The 16,720-nt window shown below is 58.0% G+C and carries 15 protein-coding genes; 10 read left to right on the top strand and 5 right to left on the bottom strand.

What is annotated here, in order from left to right; all coding sequences use genetic code 11:
- The first annotated feature begins 12 nt into the window (after positions 1-12).
- Complete coding sequence (locus Q1B13_RS22040) at positions 13-1,632, top strand: hypothetical protein (protein ID WP_299084234.1); 1,620 nt, start codon at positions 13-15, stop codon at positions 1,630-1,632.
- 10 nt (positions 1,633-1,642) lie between these two features.
- On the opposite strand, the gene Q1B13_RS22035 is transcribed toward Q1B13_RS22040, so the two are convergent.
- From Q1B13_RS22035 to Q1B13_RS22025, 3 genes are all read right to left on the bottom strand, one after another.
- On the bottom strand, positions 1,643-2,026 hold the full coding sequence (locus Q1B13_RS22035; RefSeq protein WP_299084236.1) for a carboxymuconolactone decarboxylase family protein: 384 nt from the start codon (positions 2,024-2,026) through the stop codon (positions 1,643-1,645).
- Between the two features lie 116 nt (positions 2,027-2,142).
- Positions 2,143-3,234, bottom strand: coding sequence for an aromatic ring-hydroxylating dioxygenase subunit alpha (locus Q1B13_RS22030; RefSeq protein ID WP_299084238.1), 1,092 nt, complete (start codon positions 3,232-3,234; stop codon positions 2,143-2,145).
- Entirely contained in the window at positions 3,231-4,118 is an 888-nt protein-coding gene (locus Q1B13_RS22025) for a MurR/RpiR family transcriptional regulator (RefSeq protein ID WP_299084240.1), read from the bottom strand. The genes Q1B13_RS22030 and Q1B13_RS22025 overlap by 4 nt, the downstream gene beginning before the upstream one ends.
- A gap of 68 nt (positions 4,119-4,186) precedes the next feature.
- Between Q1B13_RS22025 and Q1B13_RS22020 the strand changes: the two genes are divergently transcribed.
- The 7 genes from Q1B13_RS22020 to Q1B13_RS21990 all read left to right on the top strand — a co-directional run bounded on the left by Q1B13_RS22020 (position 4,187) and on the right by Q1B13_RS21990 (position 12,163).
- Positions 4,187-6,640, top strand: a complete 2,454-nt coding sequence (locus Q1B13_RS22020; protein ID WP_299084243.1) for an FAD-dependent oxidoreductase — start codon at positions 4,187-4,189, stop codon at positions 6,638-6,640.
- Positions 6,640-7,722: an alcohol dehydrogenase family protein gene (locus Q1B13_RS22015; protein WP_299084246.1), complete on the top strand. Its 1,083-nt coding sequence runs from the start codon at positions 6,640-6,642 to the stop codon at positions 7,720-7,722. The genes Q1B13_RS22020 and Q1B13_RS22015 overlap by 1 nt, the downstream gene beginning before the upstream one ends.
- On the top strand, positions 7,719-8,297 hold the full coding sequence (locus tag Q1B13_RS22010) for a dimethylsulfonioproprionate lyase family protein (RefSeq protein ID WP_299084249.1): 579 nt from the start codon (positions 7,719-7,721) through the stop codon (positions 8,295-8,297). Before Q1B13_RS22015 ends, Q1B13_RS22010 begins: the two co-directional genes overlap by 4 nt.
- 99 nt (positions 8,298-8,396) lie before the next feature.
- On the top strand, positions 8,397-8,681 hold the full coding sequence (locus Q1B13_RS22005) for a cupin domain-containing protein (RefSeq protein ID WP_298937741.1): 285 nt from the start codon (positions 8,397-8,399) through the stop codon (positions 8,679-8,681).
- On the top strand, positions 8,678-9,784 hold the full coding sequence (locus Q1B13_RS22000; protein WP_299084252.1) for a mandelate racemase/muconate lactonizing enzyme family protein: 1,107 nt from the start codon (positions 8,678-8,680) through the stop codon (positions 9,782-9,784). Before Q1B13_RS22005 ends, Q1B13_RS22000 begins: the two co-directional genes overlap by 4 nt.
- Positions 9,781-10,884, top strand: a complete 1,104-nt coding sequence (locus Q1B13_RS21995) for a mandelate racemase/muconate lactonizing enzyme family protein (RefSeq protein ID WP_299084255.1) — start codon at positions 9,781-9,783, stop codon at positions 10,882-10,884. Before Q1B13_RS22000 ends, Q1B13_RS21995 begins: the two co-directional genes overlap by 4 nt.
- A 1-nt stretch (position 10,885) precedes the next feature.
- A complete protein-coding gene (locus Q1B13_RS21990; protein WP_299084258.1) occupies positions 10,886-12,163 on the top strand; it encodes an aminotransferase class III-fold pyridoxal phosphate-dependent enzyme in 1,278 nt (425 codons plus the stop codon).
- Between the two features lie 230 nt (positions 12,164-12,393).
- On the opposite strand, the gene hemC is transcribed toward Q1B13_RS21990, so the two are convergent.
- Entirely contained in the window at positions 12,394-13,353 is a 960-nt protein-coding gene (gene hemC / locus Q1B13_RS21985; RefSeq protein ID WP_299084261.1) for a hydroxymethylbilane synthase, read from the bottom strand.
- A gap of 105 nt (positions 13,354-13,458) precedes the next feature.
- Between hemC and hemE the strand changes: the two genes are divergently transcribed.
- Positions 13,459-14,493 carry a uroporphyrinogen decarboxylase gene (gene hemE, locus Q1B13_RS21980; RefSeq protein WP_299084264.1) on the top strand — a complete coding sequence of 345 codons (1,035 nt, stop codon included), beginning with the start codon at positions 13,459-13,461 and terminating at the stop codon, positions 14,491-14,493.
- A gap of 58 nt (positions 14,494-14,551) precedes the next feature.
- Here hemE and Q1B13_RS21975 read toward each other — a convergent pair whose 3' ends face one another.
- Positions 14,552-15,661 (bottom strand): CaiB/BaiF CoA-transferase family protein, encoded by a 1,110-nt coding sequence (locus Q1B13_RS21975; RefSeq protein WP_299084267.1) that lies wholly within the window; start codon positions 15,659-15,661, stop codon positions 14,552-14,554.
- Between the two features lie 140 nt (positions 15,662-15,801).
- Here Q1B13_RS21975 and Q1B13_RS21970 point away from each other — a divergent pair, with 140 nt between their 5' ends.
- A complete protein-coding gene (locus Q1B13_RS21970; RefSeq protein ID WP_299084270.1) occupies positions 15,802-16,662 on the top strand; it encodes a crotonase/enoyl-CoA hydratase family protein in 861 nt (286 codons plus the stop codon).
- The last annotated feature ends 58 nt before the right edge of the window (positions 16,663-16,720 follow it).

The following is a 16,720-nucleotide window of genomic DNA, read 5'->3' as shown; positions in this document are numbered from 1 at the left end:
CAAGGAACCTTCGTGGCAACGGCACGGACCAAGATATTCCTGACTGGCCCGTTCCAGGTAATTTGCGACGATGGTCGGGATGCAACACCGCGTGGCACCAAGGCGAAGGCACTTGTCGCCTTGGTGCTATTGTCCAAAAACTCGATCCGTAGTCGAACTTGGTTGCAGGACCGGTTGTGGAGTCAAAGCTCTCCTGCACAAGGCGCTGCATCCTTGCGCAAGGAACTCAGCGTTCTCACTAAACACTTCGGCAAGTTTGATCTAAAATTTCTGGATATCGGACGTGAAAACGTTTCGATTGATCTTAATTCGCTCGAAGTTGATTTGTTTGACGCACAGCTGCATCCGGATCGGGCGGAGTTGCTGGAAGGGCTTGATGTTGCAGACCCAGAGTTCGAAGAATGGCTTGCCGTCGAACGTCAGGCCTACTGGGACATTGACACCGGAGCAGACGGTCCCGGCCCGATCACCGGTCGAGCCCCATCGCATTGGGGACGTCAGCGACCGGCAGTGGTGGTCGAGCCGATGGAGGTGGTTGGCGACACCCCGGACATTGCGGTGGCCGCAGTATCTATACGCGACGAACTGTTGTTTCTGTTGGGCACGCTATCCGACGTGATCGAACTGCGGGATGCCCGCAGGCAAGAGGGGCCGATTGATGGCTATGTCCTGAGCGGCAGCGTTGTTGGCGCCGAGGGCTTGCGGGTTGCGGCGCAGCTGACCTCGACATCTGACCAAGTCTGCTTGTGGACCGAGCGGTTCCGGTTTCGCAAGCAAGACACATTCGACGCGGTTGAAGAGATTGCGATGAAGGTCGTCGAGGCCCTGCAATTGCGCTTGCGCGACGGCCATTGGTCAGAAATCTGGTCGGGCCGTTCCAGCTCGACAGAAGTTTGGACCGCGTTTCAGAATGGTCGCATCCAGGAAAGCCACACAACTGAAGGCGGGCTTTTCCGCGCGATCCGACAATACGAAGCGTGTCTTGGCCGCGACCCGGACTATCTGCCTGCCAGTGTTGCCATTGGGTTCTGTCGGTTGGATCTGATCCGGCTTGGAATTGATAATACCCCCGAGCAAACGCTGATCCAAGTGGACGCGGAATGCGCTCAGTTGCGCGCCAAACATCCGACAGACCCATATTGCGCAGCGCTTGAAGCGTTTACGCGCAACGTGGCGGGTAAAACCGACGAAGCGTGCCTGCTGATGCGCGAAGTTGTGGACAGATTTCACAGCAGCCCTGAGCTTCTGGGTTATTACGCTGGCTTGCTTGGCTACGACGATCAACTTGAAGCTGAAATATCCGTTTACCGTCAAGCGCTTGCGTTGACTCCGCACCCACCGATCTGGATCGAAGCCAACTTGGCCATGGCGATGGCATTGACCGAGGACAAGGCAGCCTGGCAGCACGCACATAACGTGCTGCGCGCGGACCCAGATAGTGTGCGTGCGCGCGTGGTTTTATGCATGCTGTCGGTCGCTGGTGGAAACGAGTCATTGGCGCGCCGACACGCCCGCCGGATTCTTGAATTGCAGCCGGGCTTTACCGCTAAGCGCTGGGCTTGGCCCGGCTGTTTCAAAAACCAAAGCCACTACACTGATGTCGTGCAGCTCTTGTCCGCAGCCGGATTGTAATGGATTGGAGTTAGACTTCTTCAAGCACTTTGCGGGCGACGCGGAAACACTCCAAAGCCTGCGGGACGCCGCAATAGATCCCGACGACGTGAATAATGGCGCGGATTTCTTCCGGGGTGACACCGTTGTTGATCGCACCTTTGCAATGAATTTCCCATTCGTGCATCTTGCCCAATGCCCCGATCATGGACAGGTTCATCATCGACCGCGTCTTGGCATCGATCACGTCATCGCCCCAACCAAAGCCCCAACACCAGGCGGTCATCGCCTCTTGAAACGGGCGGGTGAAGTCGTCCGCAGCGATAAGGTTCTTTTCCACATACTCCGCGCCAAGCGTGGATTTACGTTGTTCCAACCCTTTCAGAAAAAGGTCTTCGTCAAAAAGGTCGGGCATTTTAGATCTCCGGGTTTTTGTCTGTCAGGCGAGGCAAATAGATACCGCCGCTTGGGGGTTTATCAAGCGTAAGACGTGGTTCTCGAATGCCGATCTCCGGACCTCTGGCGCCTTGATCAAGGGTCGACCGCTTCACGCATCCACTGCTGCAACCGGGCAATCGAGTGTTCCGACATCACCCCGAACGCAGGGTCCAACACCAGCGGGCCGGGGCGATAGCCGCGGGATTTAAGCCCGCGATGGACGCTTTCGACAAGGTGGATATCTTCCTCGACAGTGGTTTCGCGGTCCTGTACCGCCAATTGGCGGATCACGGCGCTCTCCGAACCGCCCTCGGTATACCACCCGCGCCAGACCGTGCAGTGATCGGTATCACCCGCGCGCCAGTGATAGGTGTTCAGCACGTTGCCAGGGTAGCACTGGAACGAGAACATTGGCCAAAGGAACCATGACTGATAATCGCCCGCGTGCGGCACCGCTAGGTCTATGGGGTAAGTCATCTTGTCGAGGCTTTGGCATTCGGTCGTGTGGCGAAGGACGTAGCCGCCGCCGGCATCGGGCTGGATGTCATAGGTCTCGGGCTCGACGACGCCCTCGGCAAAGGTCTGGTGATTGAGGGGGCAGTGATAGCATTCCGAGTAATTCTCGATACTAACCTTCCAATTGCAGTTCTCGGGGATTTCTATCCATTCCAACGGTTCCAGATCGTCGATATGCGGGACAAAGGCACGGACTTCCTCGCGCACGCCGGGGTACCAATCGTCCATCGGGGCCGCGTCATCATCCAGATTTACGAAGATGAATCCATTGAAGATTTCCGTGCGCACAGATGTCAGGCAGATCGAACTGCGATCAAAGCCGGGGACAGATTTGATGTTGGGCCCGGCGCGCAGTTGACCTGACAATTCGTAGGTCCAGGCATGATAGGGGCAAACCACGACGCGGGTATTGCCAGCACCTGTCACCATCTCGTGCGCACGGTGCTGGCAGACGTTGTAGAAGGTGCGGATATCTCCGTCTCGGCCGCGAATGCAGAACAGGCTCTGGCCTGCGATCTCGAAAGCAAAATAGTCCCCAGTTTCACGCACCTGCGCAACATGCCCAGCGAATTGCCATGTCCTTGCCAGAAGGCCCTGCATCTCCTGCGCGAAAATCGCGGGATCAGTGTAGTATCGCGCGTCCAAAGACCGGATCAGGGGGGCATTCATTCCGGCTCCTCTGCATAGAGGCCAAGCTGGTGGCGGCGTTGATGAAACTGTTCGACCCGTTCGACAATCTCGTCGCTGGAGACGGCGATCACAAAGGACAGAAGCGTTTCCAGCAGTGCGATGGTCGAAACGGAGGACGGGAAGAATTGCGGCGTGTCGGCAGCAACAACAAATCCGTGCTGCGCGTTCAGGATGACCGGGCTGGCAGGGCTGTCGGAAATCCCAATCACAGTCAGCCCCTGTTGGCGGGCCAGTTTGATCGCGTCGATCACTTCCGTGCGGTACGGGTGACACGTAATGGCGATCAGCACGTCCTGTTCGTCGGCCCAGGCCAGATCGTCGACGGGGGTCGAGCCGGGTCGAGGTATGGCGTGAAACTGCTTCATGCCGGTTGAGGCAAGATAGGTAAAATTGCGCGCGTTAGAGTTGTTGACGCCCACCCCCAGCGTGAAAATCTGACGGCAATTCCAGATGTCTTCGGCCGCGGCTTTCAGGCCCTCGGCATCTATCCCGGCAAAGGTGTCTTCGATATTGCGGATCGCGGCGCCGATCATATCGGCGTAAAGCCCGCCCAGTTCGCCTGTCTTGCCGATCGTCTGCAGCCAACGGGCTCGGTCGGGAAAGGACACGATGCCCTGACGAATCGCGTCACGGAAAGGGGCGCGGAAGTCTTCATATCCTTCGAACCCCACCTGCCGTGCCATCCGGACAAAGGTGTTGGGTTTCACTTTGGCCGCTTCTGCAATCTCGCGCACGGTCGAAACCCCTACATCCGTTGGATTTTCCAGCACGTAACGCGCGGCCTTTTGGGCCTCGGGCGTCAGCGCGTTCCATTCCTCGGACAGGCGGTCCAGAACAGTTGATGATACATTTGTGTCATTCATGATTGACGATGGTACATTTGTGGAATTAGCCTGTCGAGTAGAAACACGACTCGGGAAGAGGAAAAATCATGTCCGGGAACGAACTGCCATCACATGCCCGCGTGGTAATCGTTGGCGGAGGCGTCATGGGGGTCGGTTTGGCCTATCATCTGGCGCATGAAGGATGGGGCAGTGATACCGTGCTCCTGGAAAAGGCCGAGCTGACCAGCGGCAGCACCTGGCACGCGGCCGGGCAGATCACGCATTCGACCTCAAGCTTTGGACTGGGCAAGTGCGTTGACTACAATATTAGGCTGTATTCCGGTGTGTTGGAGGCTGAAACCGGCCAATCCGTCACATGGCACGGCTGCGGCTCCTTCCGTCTGGCCTATACCGAGGATGAGATGGACTGGCTGCGCCATACCCTGTCCGTGGGCCGCGCACTTGGCTTCAATATCGAGCTGGTCGGACCGGAGAAAGTGGCCGAGTTGCACCCGTTCTACAATATCGAGGGCGTGTTGGGTGCGCTCTATACGCCGGATGATGGCCATGTCGATCCAACCAACGTGACCATGGCGATGGCCAATGGCGCCCGTCAAAAGGGTGTGCGCATCTTCCGCAACTGCCGTGCGACTAACATCACACAGACACGGACCGGCGAGTGGGTGGTCGAGACCGAGCAGGGCGCTATCACTTGTGAGCATGTGGTGAACGCTGGCGGTACCTATGCGCGGCAAATGGGCGAGTGGTCAGGCCTTCAACTGCCAATGACCTCGATGACGCACCATTACTTCGTGACCGAGCCGGTTCCGGAGTTTCAGGGGCTGGACAACGAACTGCCGGTGATCCGCGACGACCGCAAAGTTTCGGGTTACATCCGGATGGAACAGAACCGCGGGTTGATCGGGATCTACGAGAAAGAGAATCCGAATTCGGTCTGGCATGATCATTGCCCCTGGGAATACGAGAATTGGCTGTTTGATGCAGACTACGATCGGGTCATGCCGAGGCTTGAAGAAAGCCTGAACCGGATGCCGATCTTTGCTGAGCTTGGCATTCAGCGCGACGTACATGGGGCGATTTCGCACCCACCGGACGGCAACCCGTTGATTGGACCAGCGCCCGGTGTTCGGAACTATTGGTGCTGCTGTGGTACACAGATCGGCATTGGTTGGGGCCCGGGCCTGACCCGTGAACTGGCGCGCTGGATGGTGCATGGCGCGGCCGACATCTCGATGCGCGAGTACGATCCGCGCCGGTTCGGCAGCTACGCGACAAAGGCGTGGCAGGTGACCAAAGCTGAGGAAGATTACTGCCTGCGCCACGAGATTCCCTTTCCGCATTTCAACCGTCTGGCGGGACGTCCGATCAAGCCATCGCCGCTGCATGAGCTGCTAAAATCCAAAGGCGCGGTGCATGAAGAGGTCTACGGCTTCGAACGCCCCCGCTGGTTTGCGCGGGACGGAGTCGAGCAACGCGATCACTATTCCTTCCGCCGTACACCTGTCGACGACTTGGTCGCGGCTGAGGTCAAAGCGGTGCGCGAACGCGTCGGCATCATGGATGTCACCGCCTTCACCAAGGTCGAGGTGGTGGGGCCGGACGCCTATGCCTTGCTGGACCGCCTGACCGCAAACCGGATGCCGCAAAAAATCGGCTCGATCACCCTGACCCATATGCTGAACCGGCGTGGACGGATCGACTTGGAGACGGCCATAATCCGTATGGACAAGGATCGGTTCTATCTGGTCTGCGCCGCCTTCTTTGAACAGCGCCTGCTGGACCATCTGGCGCAGCAGCGCCGGGATGAAGATGTACAGATCACTGCCTTGTCCGCCAAATGGTCCGCTCTCTCCTTGAACGGTCCCCGGTCGCGCGACGTGCTCTCCCGCTGTACCGATGCTGACCTGAGCAATGCAGGATTCCGTTGGCTGTCAGCGCAACAGATCATAATCGCCGGTCACCCCGTCTGGGCCTTCCGAATGTCCTATGCCGGGGAACTGGGGTGGGAGCTGCACATGCCCAATGCCGCCTGCCTCGATGTCTACAATGCGCTTTGGGCAGCGGGTGAGCCGCACGGCATCACCGACTATGGCAGCTTTGCCATGAACGTGATGCGGATGGAGAAGGGCTTCAAAGGCGCGAGCGAACTGACCAACGAAGTCACTTTGGCCGAGGCCGACGTGCTGCGCTTTGCACGTACGGACAAAGACTATCTGGGCAAAGACAAGACTCAGAACACAGACCTGCCTTGGATCTGCGCCTATCTGGAAATCGAACCGGATGGTGAAATCGACGGGCACGGAGGTGAGGCGGTTCTACTGGACAGCCGCGTAGTCGGGTCCACGGCATCGGTTGTCTATGGCCACACGATCGGCAAGATTCTGGCCTTTGCATACATCGAGCCAGACGCCGCGAAGCCAGGGACAAAGCTCACCGTGGTGATCCATGGCCACCCCCGCGCAGCTCGCGTGTTGAGTGAACCCGCCTATGACCCTCAAAGCTTGCTGCCGCGAACGGACGCAATTCTGGAGACAAACTGATGACGCTGCCCCAAACAATGAAGGCCATGGTCCTCACCGGCCACGGTGATATGGACAAATACGAATGGCACGACAGCTGGCCAACGCCGCAAGCGGGGCCAATGGAGGTCGTGATCAAGGTTGGCGCCTGCGGTCTGAACAATACGGATGTGAATACGCGAACGGGCTGGTATTCCAAGGCCGTCGATGAGGCCACGACCGGCGGTGCCTATTCGCAGGTCGACGACGAGGACAGCACTTGGGGCGGCGCGCCACTAACCTTCCCGCGCATCCAGGGCGCCGATGCAGTGGGGATCGTTGTGGCCGTTGGTGAGGGTGCAGCCCCCTCGCTGATCGGCCAACGCGTCATGGTGGCCGGGTGGTTGCGCGACTGGGACGATCCGATGAACCGCGACAAGGCCGGGTACTTCGGGTCGGAATGCGACGGTGGCTTTGCAGAATACACCAAGGCTGATGTACGCGGCGTTGCGCCAATCGAGAGTGATCTGAGTGACGCAGAACTGGCTACGTTCATCTGTGGCTACGTCACCGCCGAAGGCATGGTGGATCGTGCCAATGTTGGAGCAGGCGATACCGTTCTGATCCCCGGCGCTTCCGGCGGGGTTGGTGGCGCATTGATACAACTGTCCAAGTTGCGTGGTGCGCGGGTGATTGCCATGGCGTCCGAAGCAAAACATGAAGATGTCGCCAGGCTTGGGCCCGACCGCATTCTGCCACGCAGCCCTGAAAACCTGAAAGTTGCGCTGAACGGCGAGAAGGTGACGGTTGTTGCCGACGTTGTTGGCGGGCCGATGTGGGCCAGTCTAATTGATATGCTGGAGCGAGGTGGCCGCTATACGTGTTCTGGTGCGATTGCGGGTCCGCTGGTCGAACTTGACCTGCGTACATTCTACCTGCGCGATCTGACCTTTACCGGGTCGACCGTAAACAGGCCGGAAAACTTCACCGATGTCGTGAAATACATAGAGGATGGCAAGATCAAGCCAGCATTGGCCGCAACCTATCCGTTAGCTGATCTGCGTGAGGCCCAGAAGGCCTTTATCGACAAAGCGCATACCGGCAACATTGTGGTGATCCCGTGACCCTTGACGACCTCCTTGAAGCGGCCCGTCAGCTGCACCAATCACATCCCGATCTTTCGGATTTTGGAGCCTGGCCGACCGATCTGACACCGTCGGGTCTGCAGCCGACGCCCATCCCTGCGATGGATTTGGTCGAAAGGTTTAACGAGGCTGGAACAGATTTGACCGCGCATATGGTCGGCGCGGTTCGCGCAACGGCGCATCTGGTCAACTGGCAGCTTGCCTATTCCGAGGAAGAGGTCGGTGTCGATTTTCTTAAAAGGTACGGATACTTTGAGTTGTTCGGACCGAGCGGTCATTTTTACTCGACCCAGCTACGTGGATACATCGCCTTTTGGGGGGCGGGTTTGAAATACGATTGGCATAGTCATCAGGCCGAGGAGTTGTATCTGAACCTCGCCGGAAATGCCCTGTTCAAAGTCGCAGGGGATGAAGCCCATATTGGACCGGGACAGACGCGTCTGCACGGCAGCTGGCAAAGCCATGCGATGGATACCTACGACAAATCGATCCTGACGTTCGTCCTATGGCGGGGCGAGGGTATTGAAGATTTGCCGCAAATGGATGCCGCATGATGTGACCTGACCACCTGACAGTTCGGGCCGTTGAAGTGCCGGGGCCAGATCCGGTGTGCAGATTGGGCGAACAGGACAACCAGAAAAGGAATATCTGAAATGAGACCACAGGCCGTTGCAACCCAGATGATCGATGACGCGCGTGTCCGGGTAACCCGTTTCGATTTCGAACACGGCGCGCAAACAGGATGGCATCGCCACGCAATGGACTATGTCATCACAGCTGTCACCGAATGCCATATGCGTCTGGAGCTGCCCGATGGCACGATCAACGAAGTCACCGTTCCGGCTGGTACAGCGTATCGCCGGGATAAAGGCGTTCAGCACAACGTGATCAATGCGGGGGATGCCCCGATGTCGTTTATCGAGGTGGAGCTAAAATGAGAATCACCCGGATCTCGGTCTATCACGTCGATCTGCCGCTCGAGCATCCCTATTGGTTGTCTGGTGGTCGGCTGAAGTTCGAGATTCTGGACGCAACTCTGGTGAAAATCGAGACGGAAAGTGGCTTGATCGGTTGGGGCGAGGGAACGCCTTGGGGTCACACCTACGTCCCTGCCCACGGGCCGGGTATCCGGGCGGGAATCGAGACGATGGCGCCCTTTGTCTTGGGTCTTGACCCGCGTCGCGTCCTTGAGGTCGAGCGGGCGATGGACACGGCCTTGCCCGGACATCTCTATGCCAAAAGCCCGATCGATATGGCGTGCTGGGATATTGCCGGGCAAGCAGCGGGTTTATCGATTGCGGATCTGATGGGCAGTGGGTCGCGCACACCGCGCCCGATTGCGTCCTCGGTTGGCGCCAAGACTGCTGAAGAAACCCGCGAAGTGATGGAGCGGTATCGCGACCGTGGTTACGTAGCACATTCGGTCAAGATTGGTGGCGATGTCGAGCGCGACATTGCCCGTGTCCGCGATGTAGAAAGCATTCGGAAACCTGGTGAGATCGTTCTTTATGATGTGAACCGGGGTTGGACGCGGCAGCAAGCATTGCAGGTCATGACGGCTTGCGAAGACATGAATGTGATGTTCGAACAGCCCTGTGAAACATTAGACGATATTGCGGCGATCTCGGGTCGTCACGCCTCACCCGTTTCTGTGGACGAAAGCCTTGTCACCTTGCAGGACGCCACCCGGATTGCCCGTGACGGGTTGGCCGAGGTGTTTGGGATCAAGCTGAACCGCGTAGGTGGGCTTACCAAGGCCGCGCGGATGCGGGACATCGCTCTGGCCCATGGCATCGACATGTTTGTGATGGCCACAGGCGGCTCGGTTCTGGCCGATGCCGAGGCGCTGCATCTGGCCGCAACCGTTCCGGACGACAATTGTCACGCGGTCTGGGCTTGTCAGGACATGATCACCGTTGATATCGCTGGAGGCCGTGGCCCGCGCAATCGCAATGGCCACCTGCACCTGCCCGAAACGCCGGGACTTGGCGTGTATCCGGACGAAGACGTGCTGGGCGATCCGGTGGCGGTCTACCGATGAAGGTCACCAAGATAACGCTCTGGTCTGTCGATCTGACCAGTCATGAGACCTATCACATGGCCGAAAGCAAGACCTGTGCGACAGTGAAAACGCATGTCCTGTGCCTCGAAACGAATACCGGGTTGAAGGGTTGGGGCGAGGTTTGTCCGATCCCACATTACCTACCTGCCTATGCCGATGGTGTCCCGGCTGCAGTGGCTGAGATGGGTCCTGAAATTCTGGGTATTTCACCTTTTGGGGTTGATGCGCCGATGCGCGAGCTGGATGGGTTTCTGCCGGGCCATGCATATGCCAAATCCATTGTTGATATTGCGCTTTGGGACCTGTTCGGGCAGGCCACGGGTTTACCGCTTTATGCACTTTTGGGCGGGCGGACGCGCAAGGATATGCCGCTTTACCACTCAATCACTTGCATCGCACCAGACGAAATGGCTCGGATCGCAGCCACCGCGTATCAAAGCGGTATACGTCAGTTTCAGGTCAAACTGGGTGCCGATGGGGACTGGGAGGCCGATGCGGAACGTTTGCTCAAAGTGCGCGAAGCGGTGGGATCGGGTCCGGTTGTCTATGGCGATTGGAACTGCGGGGCCTCGCGGTTGCATGCGACACGCACAGGCCGCGCGGTGGCGCATCTTGACGTCATGTTGGAACAGCCCTGCAAAACGCTCGAAGATTGTGCCGCTGTTCGACAGGCCACCGGTTTGCCGATGAAAATTGACGAAAACGCTTATGATCTGGCCTCACTATTGCGGGCGCATGCGTTAGGTTGCATGGATGCGGTAGCGCTGAAGCTGTCCAAATTCGGTGGTTTGTCAGCTATGCGTCGGGCGCGGGACCTTTGTGTGCATCTGGGCACCGAGACGTGCGCGGAATGCACGTGGGGCTCGGATATCGTTACTGCTGCCTCGCTGCATTTTGCAGCGTCCACGCCGCACGGGGCATTGCTGAACACCTGTGATCTGTCGTCTTACGTGGCGCCGCGGATCTGCCCGGACGCGCCTGTTCGAGCCAATGGTCGCATTGCCCCGCCCGAGGGCCCGGGCCTGGGCGTTGTGCCCGATATGGATGTTCTGGGTTCCCCGATTTTGGAGGTTGTTTGAGATGCTTAAGATTAAAACTCAATCCGAATGGATCGCCCGCGCGCAGGCGGTCTTGCCTGCCGGTGGGTTTGGCAATTTTGATCCCGGCATCATTATTGCCCGAGGTGAAGGCAGCCGGGTCTGGGATGAGGACGGCACCGAATACATCGACTACCTAATCGGCTCGGGGCCAATGCTGTTGGGCCATGGTCACCCCGAAGTGACGGAGGCCGTGCTGGAGCAATTGCCCAAGGGCATGACCTTCTTTGCCAATAACAGCAAAGGGATCGAACTGGCCGAGGCCATTGTAGATGCAGTACCTTGTTGCGAGCAGGTGCGGTTTGTCGCCTCGGGTGGCGAGGCAGACATGTACGCCATCCGCCTGGCGCGCGCCTTTACCGGACGCGACAAGATCCTGAAATTCGAAGGCGGCTATCACGGGATGAGCGCAGAAGCACAAATGAGCCTTGCTCCCAGCCGCGAGGTCAATTTCCCGCAGGCTGTGCCGGACAGTGCAGGTATCCCCGCGGGCGTGGTTGAGCAGATGCTGATCGCGCCATTCAATGACCTGGAGGCGGTTTCCAATCTGCTGAACGAACATGACGATATCGCGGCAATCATGGTCGAGCCTTTGCAACGGATTATTCCCGCGATGCCCGGGTATCTGCTGGGGTTGCGTGATTTGTGTGACAAACACAATGTGCTGCTGATCTTTGATGAGATCGTGACCGGCTTCCGTCTGGCCTATGGTGGGGCCCAGGAGCGATATGGCGTAACGCCGGATATTTGTACGCTGGGCAAGATCACCGGTGGAGGCTTTCCGCTGGCGGCGGTTGGTGCCAGTTCTGAGATCATGCAGCATTTCGATAAGTCGCGCGTTGGCGAAGACGGCTGGCTGATGCAATTGGGAACTCTGTCCGGCAATCCGGTGGCGTCGGTGGCAGGATTGAAGACGATGGAGATTTTGCGACGAGACGGGGCCTATGATCGGCTCCGCACAATTGGCCGTGCATTGCAAAAAATGCAATCTGACGCGTTGAGGGCGGCAGGGATTGCCCATCAGATTTGTGGGGATGAAACGTTGTTCGATATCTATTTTACCGACAGCACCTGCAGAGACTACCGCAGCGCCAAACACGACGACCCCAAACGCAATGCCACTTACAATGCAGTTTTACGCGAGCACGGGATTTTCAAGTCACCGGGCAAGCTTTACCCTTCGCTGGCGCTAAACGAGGTTGATCTGGGGCAAACGAGAGAGGCAGTCGCCAAGGCCGTTGAAGCGATCTGCGATCAGTGATCAGAATCTCACCGATGAATCAATTGGGCCGCTGTCGAAATTGACAGCGGCCCTAACTGATTGGATTTCGGGGTTCAGTCTCGCCCCCTCGAATACTTACTAAAACACCAACAATCTAAAACTTTTCGATACTTTCGAGACTGATCCGACTTTCCAACCGGTATGACACCTTAATGCCCGATGGCAGGGCGGGCGACAGTGAAGTAGTTCACATTGTTTAAATTTTTTAATTAATTTTTCCAATCAAAGAACCCAGGACCTGCCTGTTTCAACAAATTGACGGCCATATCGCGACCCATTTCAGCTCCGTCGGCGACAGGTCCGGTCAATTCCCCGGTGATTGATTCTGATCCGTCAGGGCGCAGAACTTCGCCGCGCAGGCGCAATTGACCGCTCAGGATTTCAGCCAGACCAGCGATCGGGGTTTCGCAGGACCCGTCCAACGCGCCAAGCAACGCCCGCTCGGCCTGCAGCCGCTGATTGGTTTCGCCATGATGGATGGCTTCGAGCATTTGGGCAGTGCGATGGTCGGTGCTGCGCCGTTCAATGCAGATCGTGCCTTGTGCAATTGCAGGCAGCATCTCATCCGGTGAGATTGCGGTGGCCGGAACGTCGCTCATGTTCAGGCGCCGCAGGCCCGCCATAGCCAGAAACGTACAATCGGCCACGCCTTCAGACAGTTTTTTCAGGCGGGTTTGGACATTGCCGCGGAATTCTACCACGTTCAAATCCGGGCGGCGGTGCAGCAACTGTGCCCGGCGCCGTAGGGACGAAGTGCCCACCACAGCACCCTCAGGCAGATCATGGATCGATGTCAGGTGTTCCGAGATGAAAGCGTCCCGTACGTCTTCTCGGGGCAGGAAGGTATCCAGCACCAGACCCTCGGGTTGGGCGACGGGCATGTCTTTGGTCGAATGCACGGCGATATCAATGTCGCCCCGCAGCATCGCCTCTTCGATTTCTTTGGTGAAAAGACCCTTATTGCCGATTTCCTTGAGCGGTCTGTCCGCGTCGATCATAGCGCGATTGTCGCCAGTGGTCTTGATGACCTTAATCGCGAACGCTTCTTCGGGAAGATCATATGCCCTGCGCAGCCTTTGGCGCGTCTCATGGGCCTGAGCCAGAGCCAGCGGAGAACCACGGGTGCCAATCCTGAGGGGCGATGCGGGGGTGGGCAGGGTCAATGTCATGCGCCCAGCTTTAGTCGCGTCACATTGCCCTGACAATGGGGCCGCGCTTGACAAATTGCCGCCGAAAGCCGACCCGTTGCGCAATCTTGACGACTGGGGGCGAAGATGGCCGAGACAAAAAAACTGCTGCGGGCACTGGCGGGTGAGGTGCAGGAGGTGCCGCCGATCTGGATGATGCGTCAGGCCGGACGGTACCTGCCAGAATACCGAGCGACGCGTGCGCAGGCGGGTGATTTTTTGTCGCTGTGCTATAACCCCGAACTGGCAGCAGAGGTCACTTTGCAGCCGATCCGCCGCTACGGGTTCGACGCGGCAATCCTGTTTGCCGACATCTTGCTGGTGCCGCAAGCGTTGGGTGCGGATTTGTGGTTTGTCACGGGTGAAGGTCCACGTTTGTCGACGATCACGCAGCCGTCGGAGTTCGCGGCATTGAAGCCGGTCAGCGATATTCATGAAACGCTGTCGCCAGTCTATGAAACCGTCCGTATCTTGTCGCGGGAATTGCCAGCCGAGACAACCTTGATCGGCTTTGCTGGTGCGCCCTGGACTGTCGCGACATATATGATCGCCGGACGTGGCACGCCTGATCAGGGGCCTGCCCACGCATTGCGTGAAGGCGATACCGCCTTGTTCGAGGCTCTGCTGGATCGGATCACTGCGGCAACGATTGAGTATCTGTCAGCCCAGATTGAAGCCGGGGCCGAGGTGGTCAAGATATTTGACAGTTGGGCCGGATCTTTGAAAGGCGAGGCATTCCAGAAATATGCCGTCGAACCCTGCCGGGTAATCACGCAAGCCATCAAAACGCGGCATCCCGGCATCCCCGTGATCGGTTTCCCAAGGGAAGCAGGTGAGGGTTATGTCGGGTTTGCAGGGGCGACCGGTGTGGATTGCGTTGCGCTGGACAATTCTGTTTCTCTGGATTGGGCGGTGGAACATGTGCAGGTCGATGGGTGCGTTCAGGGAAATCTGGCGTCGTCTCATATGGTGACAGGCGGGCAGGCGCTGGTGGATGAGACGCATCAGATCGTTGAGGCGTTTTCAAAAGGCCCACATATTTTCAATCTTGGACACGGGATCACACCGGATGCGGATCCGGAAAACGTTCAGTTGATGATCGATACCGTGCGCAGCCGGTGAAGGCGAAGGGGGCCAACCCCCTTCTTGGCCTGCGGCCAATTCATCCCCCGGGATATTTTTAGCCAGATGAAGGATCAGACTGGGTCAGGTTGGCCAAGTCTGCCAGAATTTCCTTCGTGTGTTCGCCTCGAATCGGGCTGGATTTTGGGTGCCAAGCTGTGTTCGCGAACCTCGGCGCGGGCGCGGCTTGCAAGGTCTCGTCGATGTCGCGCCATGTTAGGCGCGCAGCGTTCATATCATGCGCCTGTGCCTGTTCGGGGCTGAGCACCGGAGCAACGCAGGCATCCGTGCCGCGAAACAGTTCAGCCCAGTGATCACGGCTTCGCGTCAAAAATAGCGCAGCGAGACGCCGGGATTGATCTGGCCAGAGTGACCGATCGAATTGCTGTTGGAACGCATCATCGTCTGAGAGGCCCATGATCTGCAGGAATTGGGCGTAAAACTTCGGCTCAAGGCATTGGACCGCGATGAAGCCGCCATCTAAGCAGATGTACGTCCGGCTCCAATGCGGGCCATCCAGTAAGCTCTGGCCGCGCGCCTCGGACAGGTTGCCGGTTTGGCGCATGCTCATGAGCAGGTTCAGCATATGGGCTGAGCCATCGTAGATGGCTGCATCCACAATGGTGCCTTGCCTGGTCTTTTCGGCGTTGATCAAACCAGCCAGAAGACCTGTGACCAGATACATGGCACCGCCGCCGATATCGCCGACCAGCGTGGCGGGTGTCTGCGGAGGGGTCTCGGGCGCCGACGCGTACCAGAGCGCACCGGACAGGGCGATATAGTTAAGGTCATGACCGGCGTTCTGAGAAAGCGGGCTGTCCTGCCCCCAGCCGGTCATGCGACCATAGACCAGTTTGGGGTTTCGTTTCAGGCAGTGTTCGGGTCCAAGGCCCAGACGCTCCATCACGCCGGGGCGAAACCCTTCGATCAGAGCATCGGCTGTGTCGATCAGGCGTTTGGCGGTGTCCAGGTCCGCGTCGTCTTTGAGGTCGAGCGCTATCGATCGTTTTCCGCGATCCAGGATCGAACGTTCGGGCATCCCGGGAGTTATGCTTCCGCCCTTACGGTGGATGGTAATGACATCGGCCCCAAGATCCGCAAGCAACATGGCTGCAAACGGGGCCGGTCCAAGGCCTTCGATCTCTATGACACGTATTCCATCCAGCATGCGGTAACTCTCCCTGCGCAAAGGTTTCGGTACTGTGATCGGAATGCAAGAGGGAGGTTCTGCGACGTGGCGTCTTGACCGGAAGGGCTAGGTGATCGCAAGTTCGGGTGTTTTGTTCGACCCGATAAAAGGAGGAACAAATGCCGGTGGTCCTATACGAGAAAGACGGGCGGATAGCGCGGATTACCCTGAACCGCCCCGAGGTGATGAACGCCATCGATGATGAGCTTCCTGTGCAATTGGCCGATGCGGTGGCGCAAGCTGATGAGGACCCTGATATTCATGTCATGGTTCTTGCGGGCAACGGGTCAGGGTTCTGCGCTGGCTACGATCTGGCTTACTATGCCGAAGGCAATGGCGCGGGCGAAGTGACGCAAAGCATGCCGTGGGATCCGATCAAGGATTACAGTTTCATGTGGCGCAACACGCAGCATTTCATGTCGCTGTGGCGAGCAATGAAGCCGGTGATCTGCAAAGTCCATGGGTTTGCTGTGGCGGGCGGTTCGGATATCGCCTTGTGTGCCGATCTGACGATCATGGCCGAAGACGCGCAGATCGGGTACATGCCCGCCCGTGTCTGGGGCTGTCCGACCACGTCGATGTGGGTTTATCGTTTGGGAGCAGAAAAGGCCAAGCGCATGCTGTTTACCGGCGACAAAATCACCGGGCGCGAGGCGGCTGATATGGGCCTGATCCTGGACGCAGTTCCCTCCGACCAGCTGAACGATGCGGTCGAAGCCATGGCTTCGCGTATGGCATCAGTTCCTATCAACCAGTTGGCGATGCAGAAAATGGTGATCAATCAGGCCATCGAACAGATGGGTATGATGCAAACGCAGCGGCTGGCCACGATTTTTGACGGGATTACCCGCCATTCGCCGGAAGGCATCAACTTTAAAACCCGAACCGAGGAAGTTGGTTGGAAACAGACTGTTGCTGACCGGGATCAGGGCACGTGGGACTGGACAACCAATCAAGAGCTGCCCAAGCGCAACCGTTAAGATCTATCGGCATCTGACGTGAACTGACGCGCAGGGCTATGTGCAGAATTGACCTGTT

Origin of the sequence: uncultured Ruegeria sp. (genome assembly GCF_947489545.1) — a bacterium.
Taxonomy (GTDB): domain Bacteria; phylum Pseudomonadota; class Alphaproteobacteria; order Rhodobacterales; family Rhodobacteraceae; genus Ruegeria.
The sequence above is the reverse complement of the archived record's forward strand: the minus strand, read 5'-3'. Positions and strand labels throughout refer to the sequence as shown.

Coding starts and splice junctions, on each gene's coding strand:
- Q1B13_RS22035 (WP_299084236.1), bottom strand. CDS start 2,026: ATGCCCGACCTTTTTGACGAAGACCTTTTTCTGAAAGGGTTGGAACAA.
- Q1B13_RS22030 (WP_299084238.1), bottom strand. CDS start 3,234: ATGAATGCCCCCCTGATCCGGTCTTTGGACGCGCGATACTACACTGAT.
- Q1B13_RS22025 (WP_299084240.1), bottom strand. CDS start 4,118: ATGAATGACACAAATGTATCATCAACTGTTCTGGACCGCCTGTCCGAG.
- Q1B13_RS22020 (WP_299084243.1), top strand. CDS start 4,187: ATGTCCGGGAACGAACTGCCATCACATGCCCGCGTGGTAATCGTTGGC.
- Q1B13_RS22015 (WP_299084246.1), top strand. CDS start 6,640: ATGACGCTGCCCCAAACAATGAAGGCCATGGTCCTCACCGGCCACGGT.
- Q1B13_RS22005 (WP_298937741.1), top strand. CDS start 8,397: ATGAGACCACAGGCCGTTGCAACCCAGATGATCGATGACGCGCGTGTC.
- Q1B13_RS22000 (WP_299084252.1), top strand. CDS start 8,678: ATGAGAATCACCCGGATCTCGGTCTATCACGTCGATCTGCCGCTCGAG.
- Q1B13_RS21995 (WP_299084255.1), top strand. CDS start 9,781: ATGAAGGTCACCAAGATAACGCTCTGGTCTGTCGATCTGACCAGTCAT.
- Q1B13_RS21990 (WP_299084258.1), top strand. CDS start 10,886: ATGCTTAAGATTAAAACTCAATCCGAATGGATCGCCCGCGCGCAGGCG.
- hemC (WP_299084261.1), bottom strand. CDS start 13,353: ATGACATTGACCCTGCCCACCCCCGCATCGCCCCTCAGGATTGGCACC.
- hemE (WP_299084264.1), top strand. CDS start 13,459: ATGGCCGAGACAAAAAAACTGCTGCGGGCACTGGCGGGTGAGGTGCAG.
- Q1B13_RS21975 (WP_299084267.1), bottom strand. CDS start 15,661: ATGCTGGATGGAATACGTGTCATAGAGATCGAAGGCCTTGGACCGGCC.
- Q1B13_RS21970 (WP_299084270.1), top strand. CDS start 15,802: ATGCCGGTGGTCCTATACGAGAAAGACGGGCGGATAGCGCGGATTACC.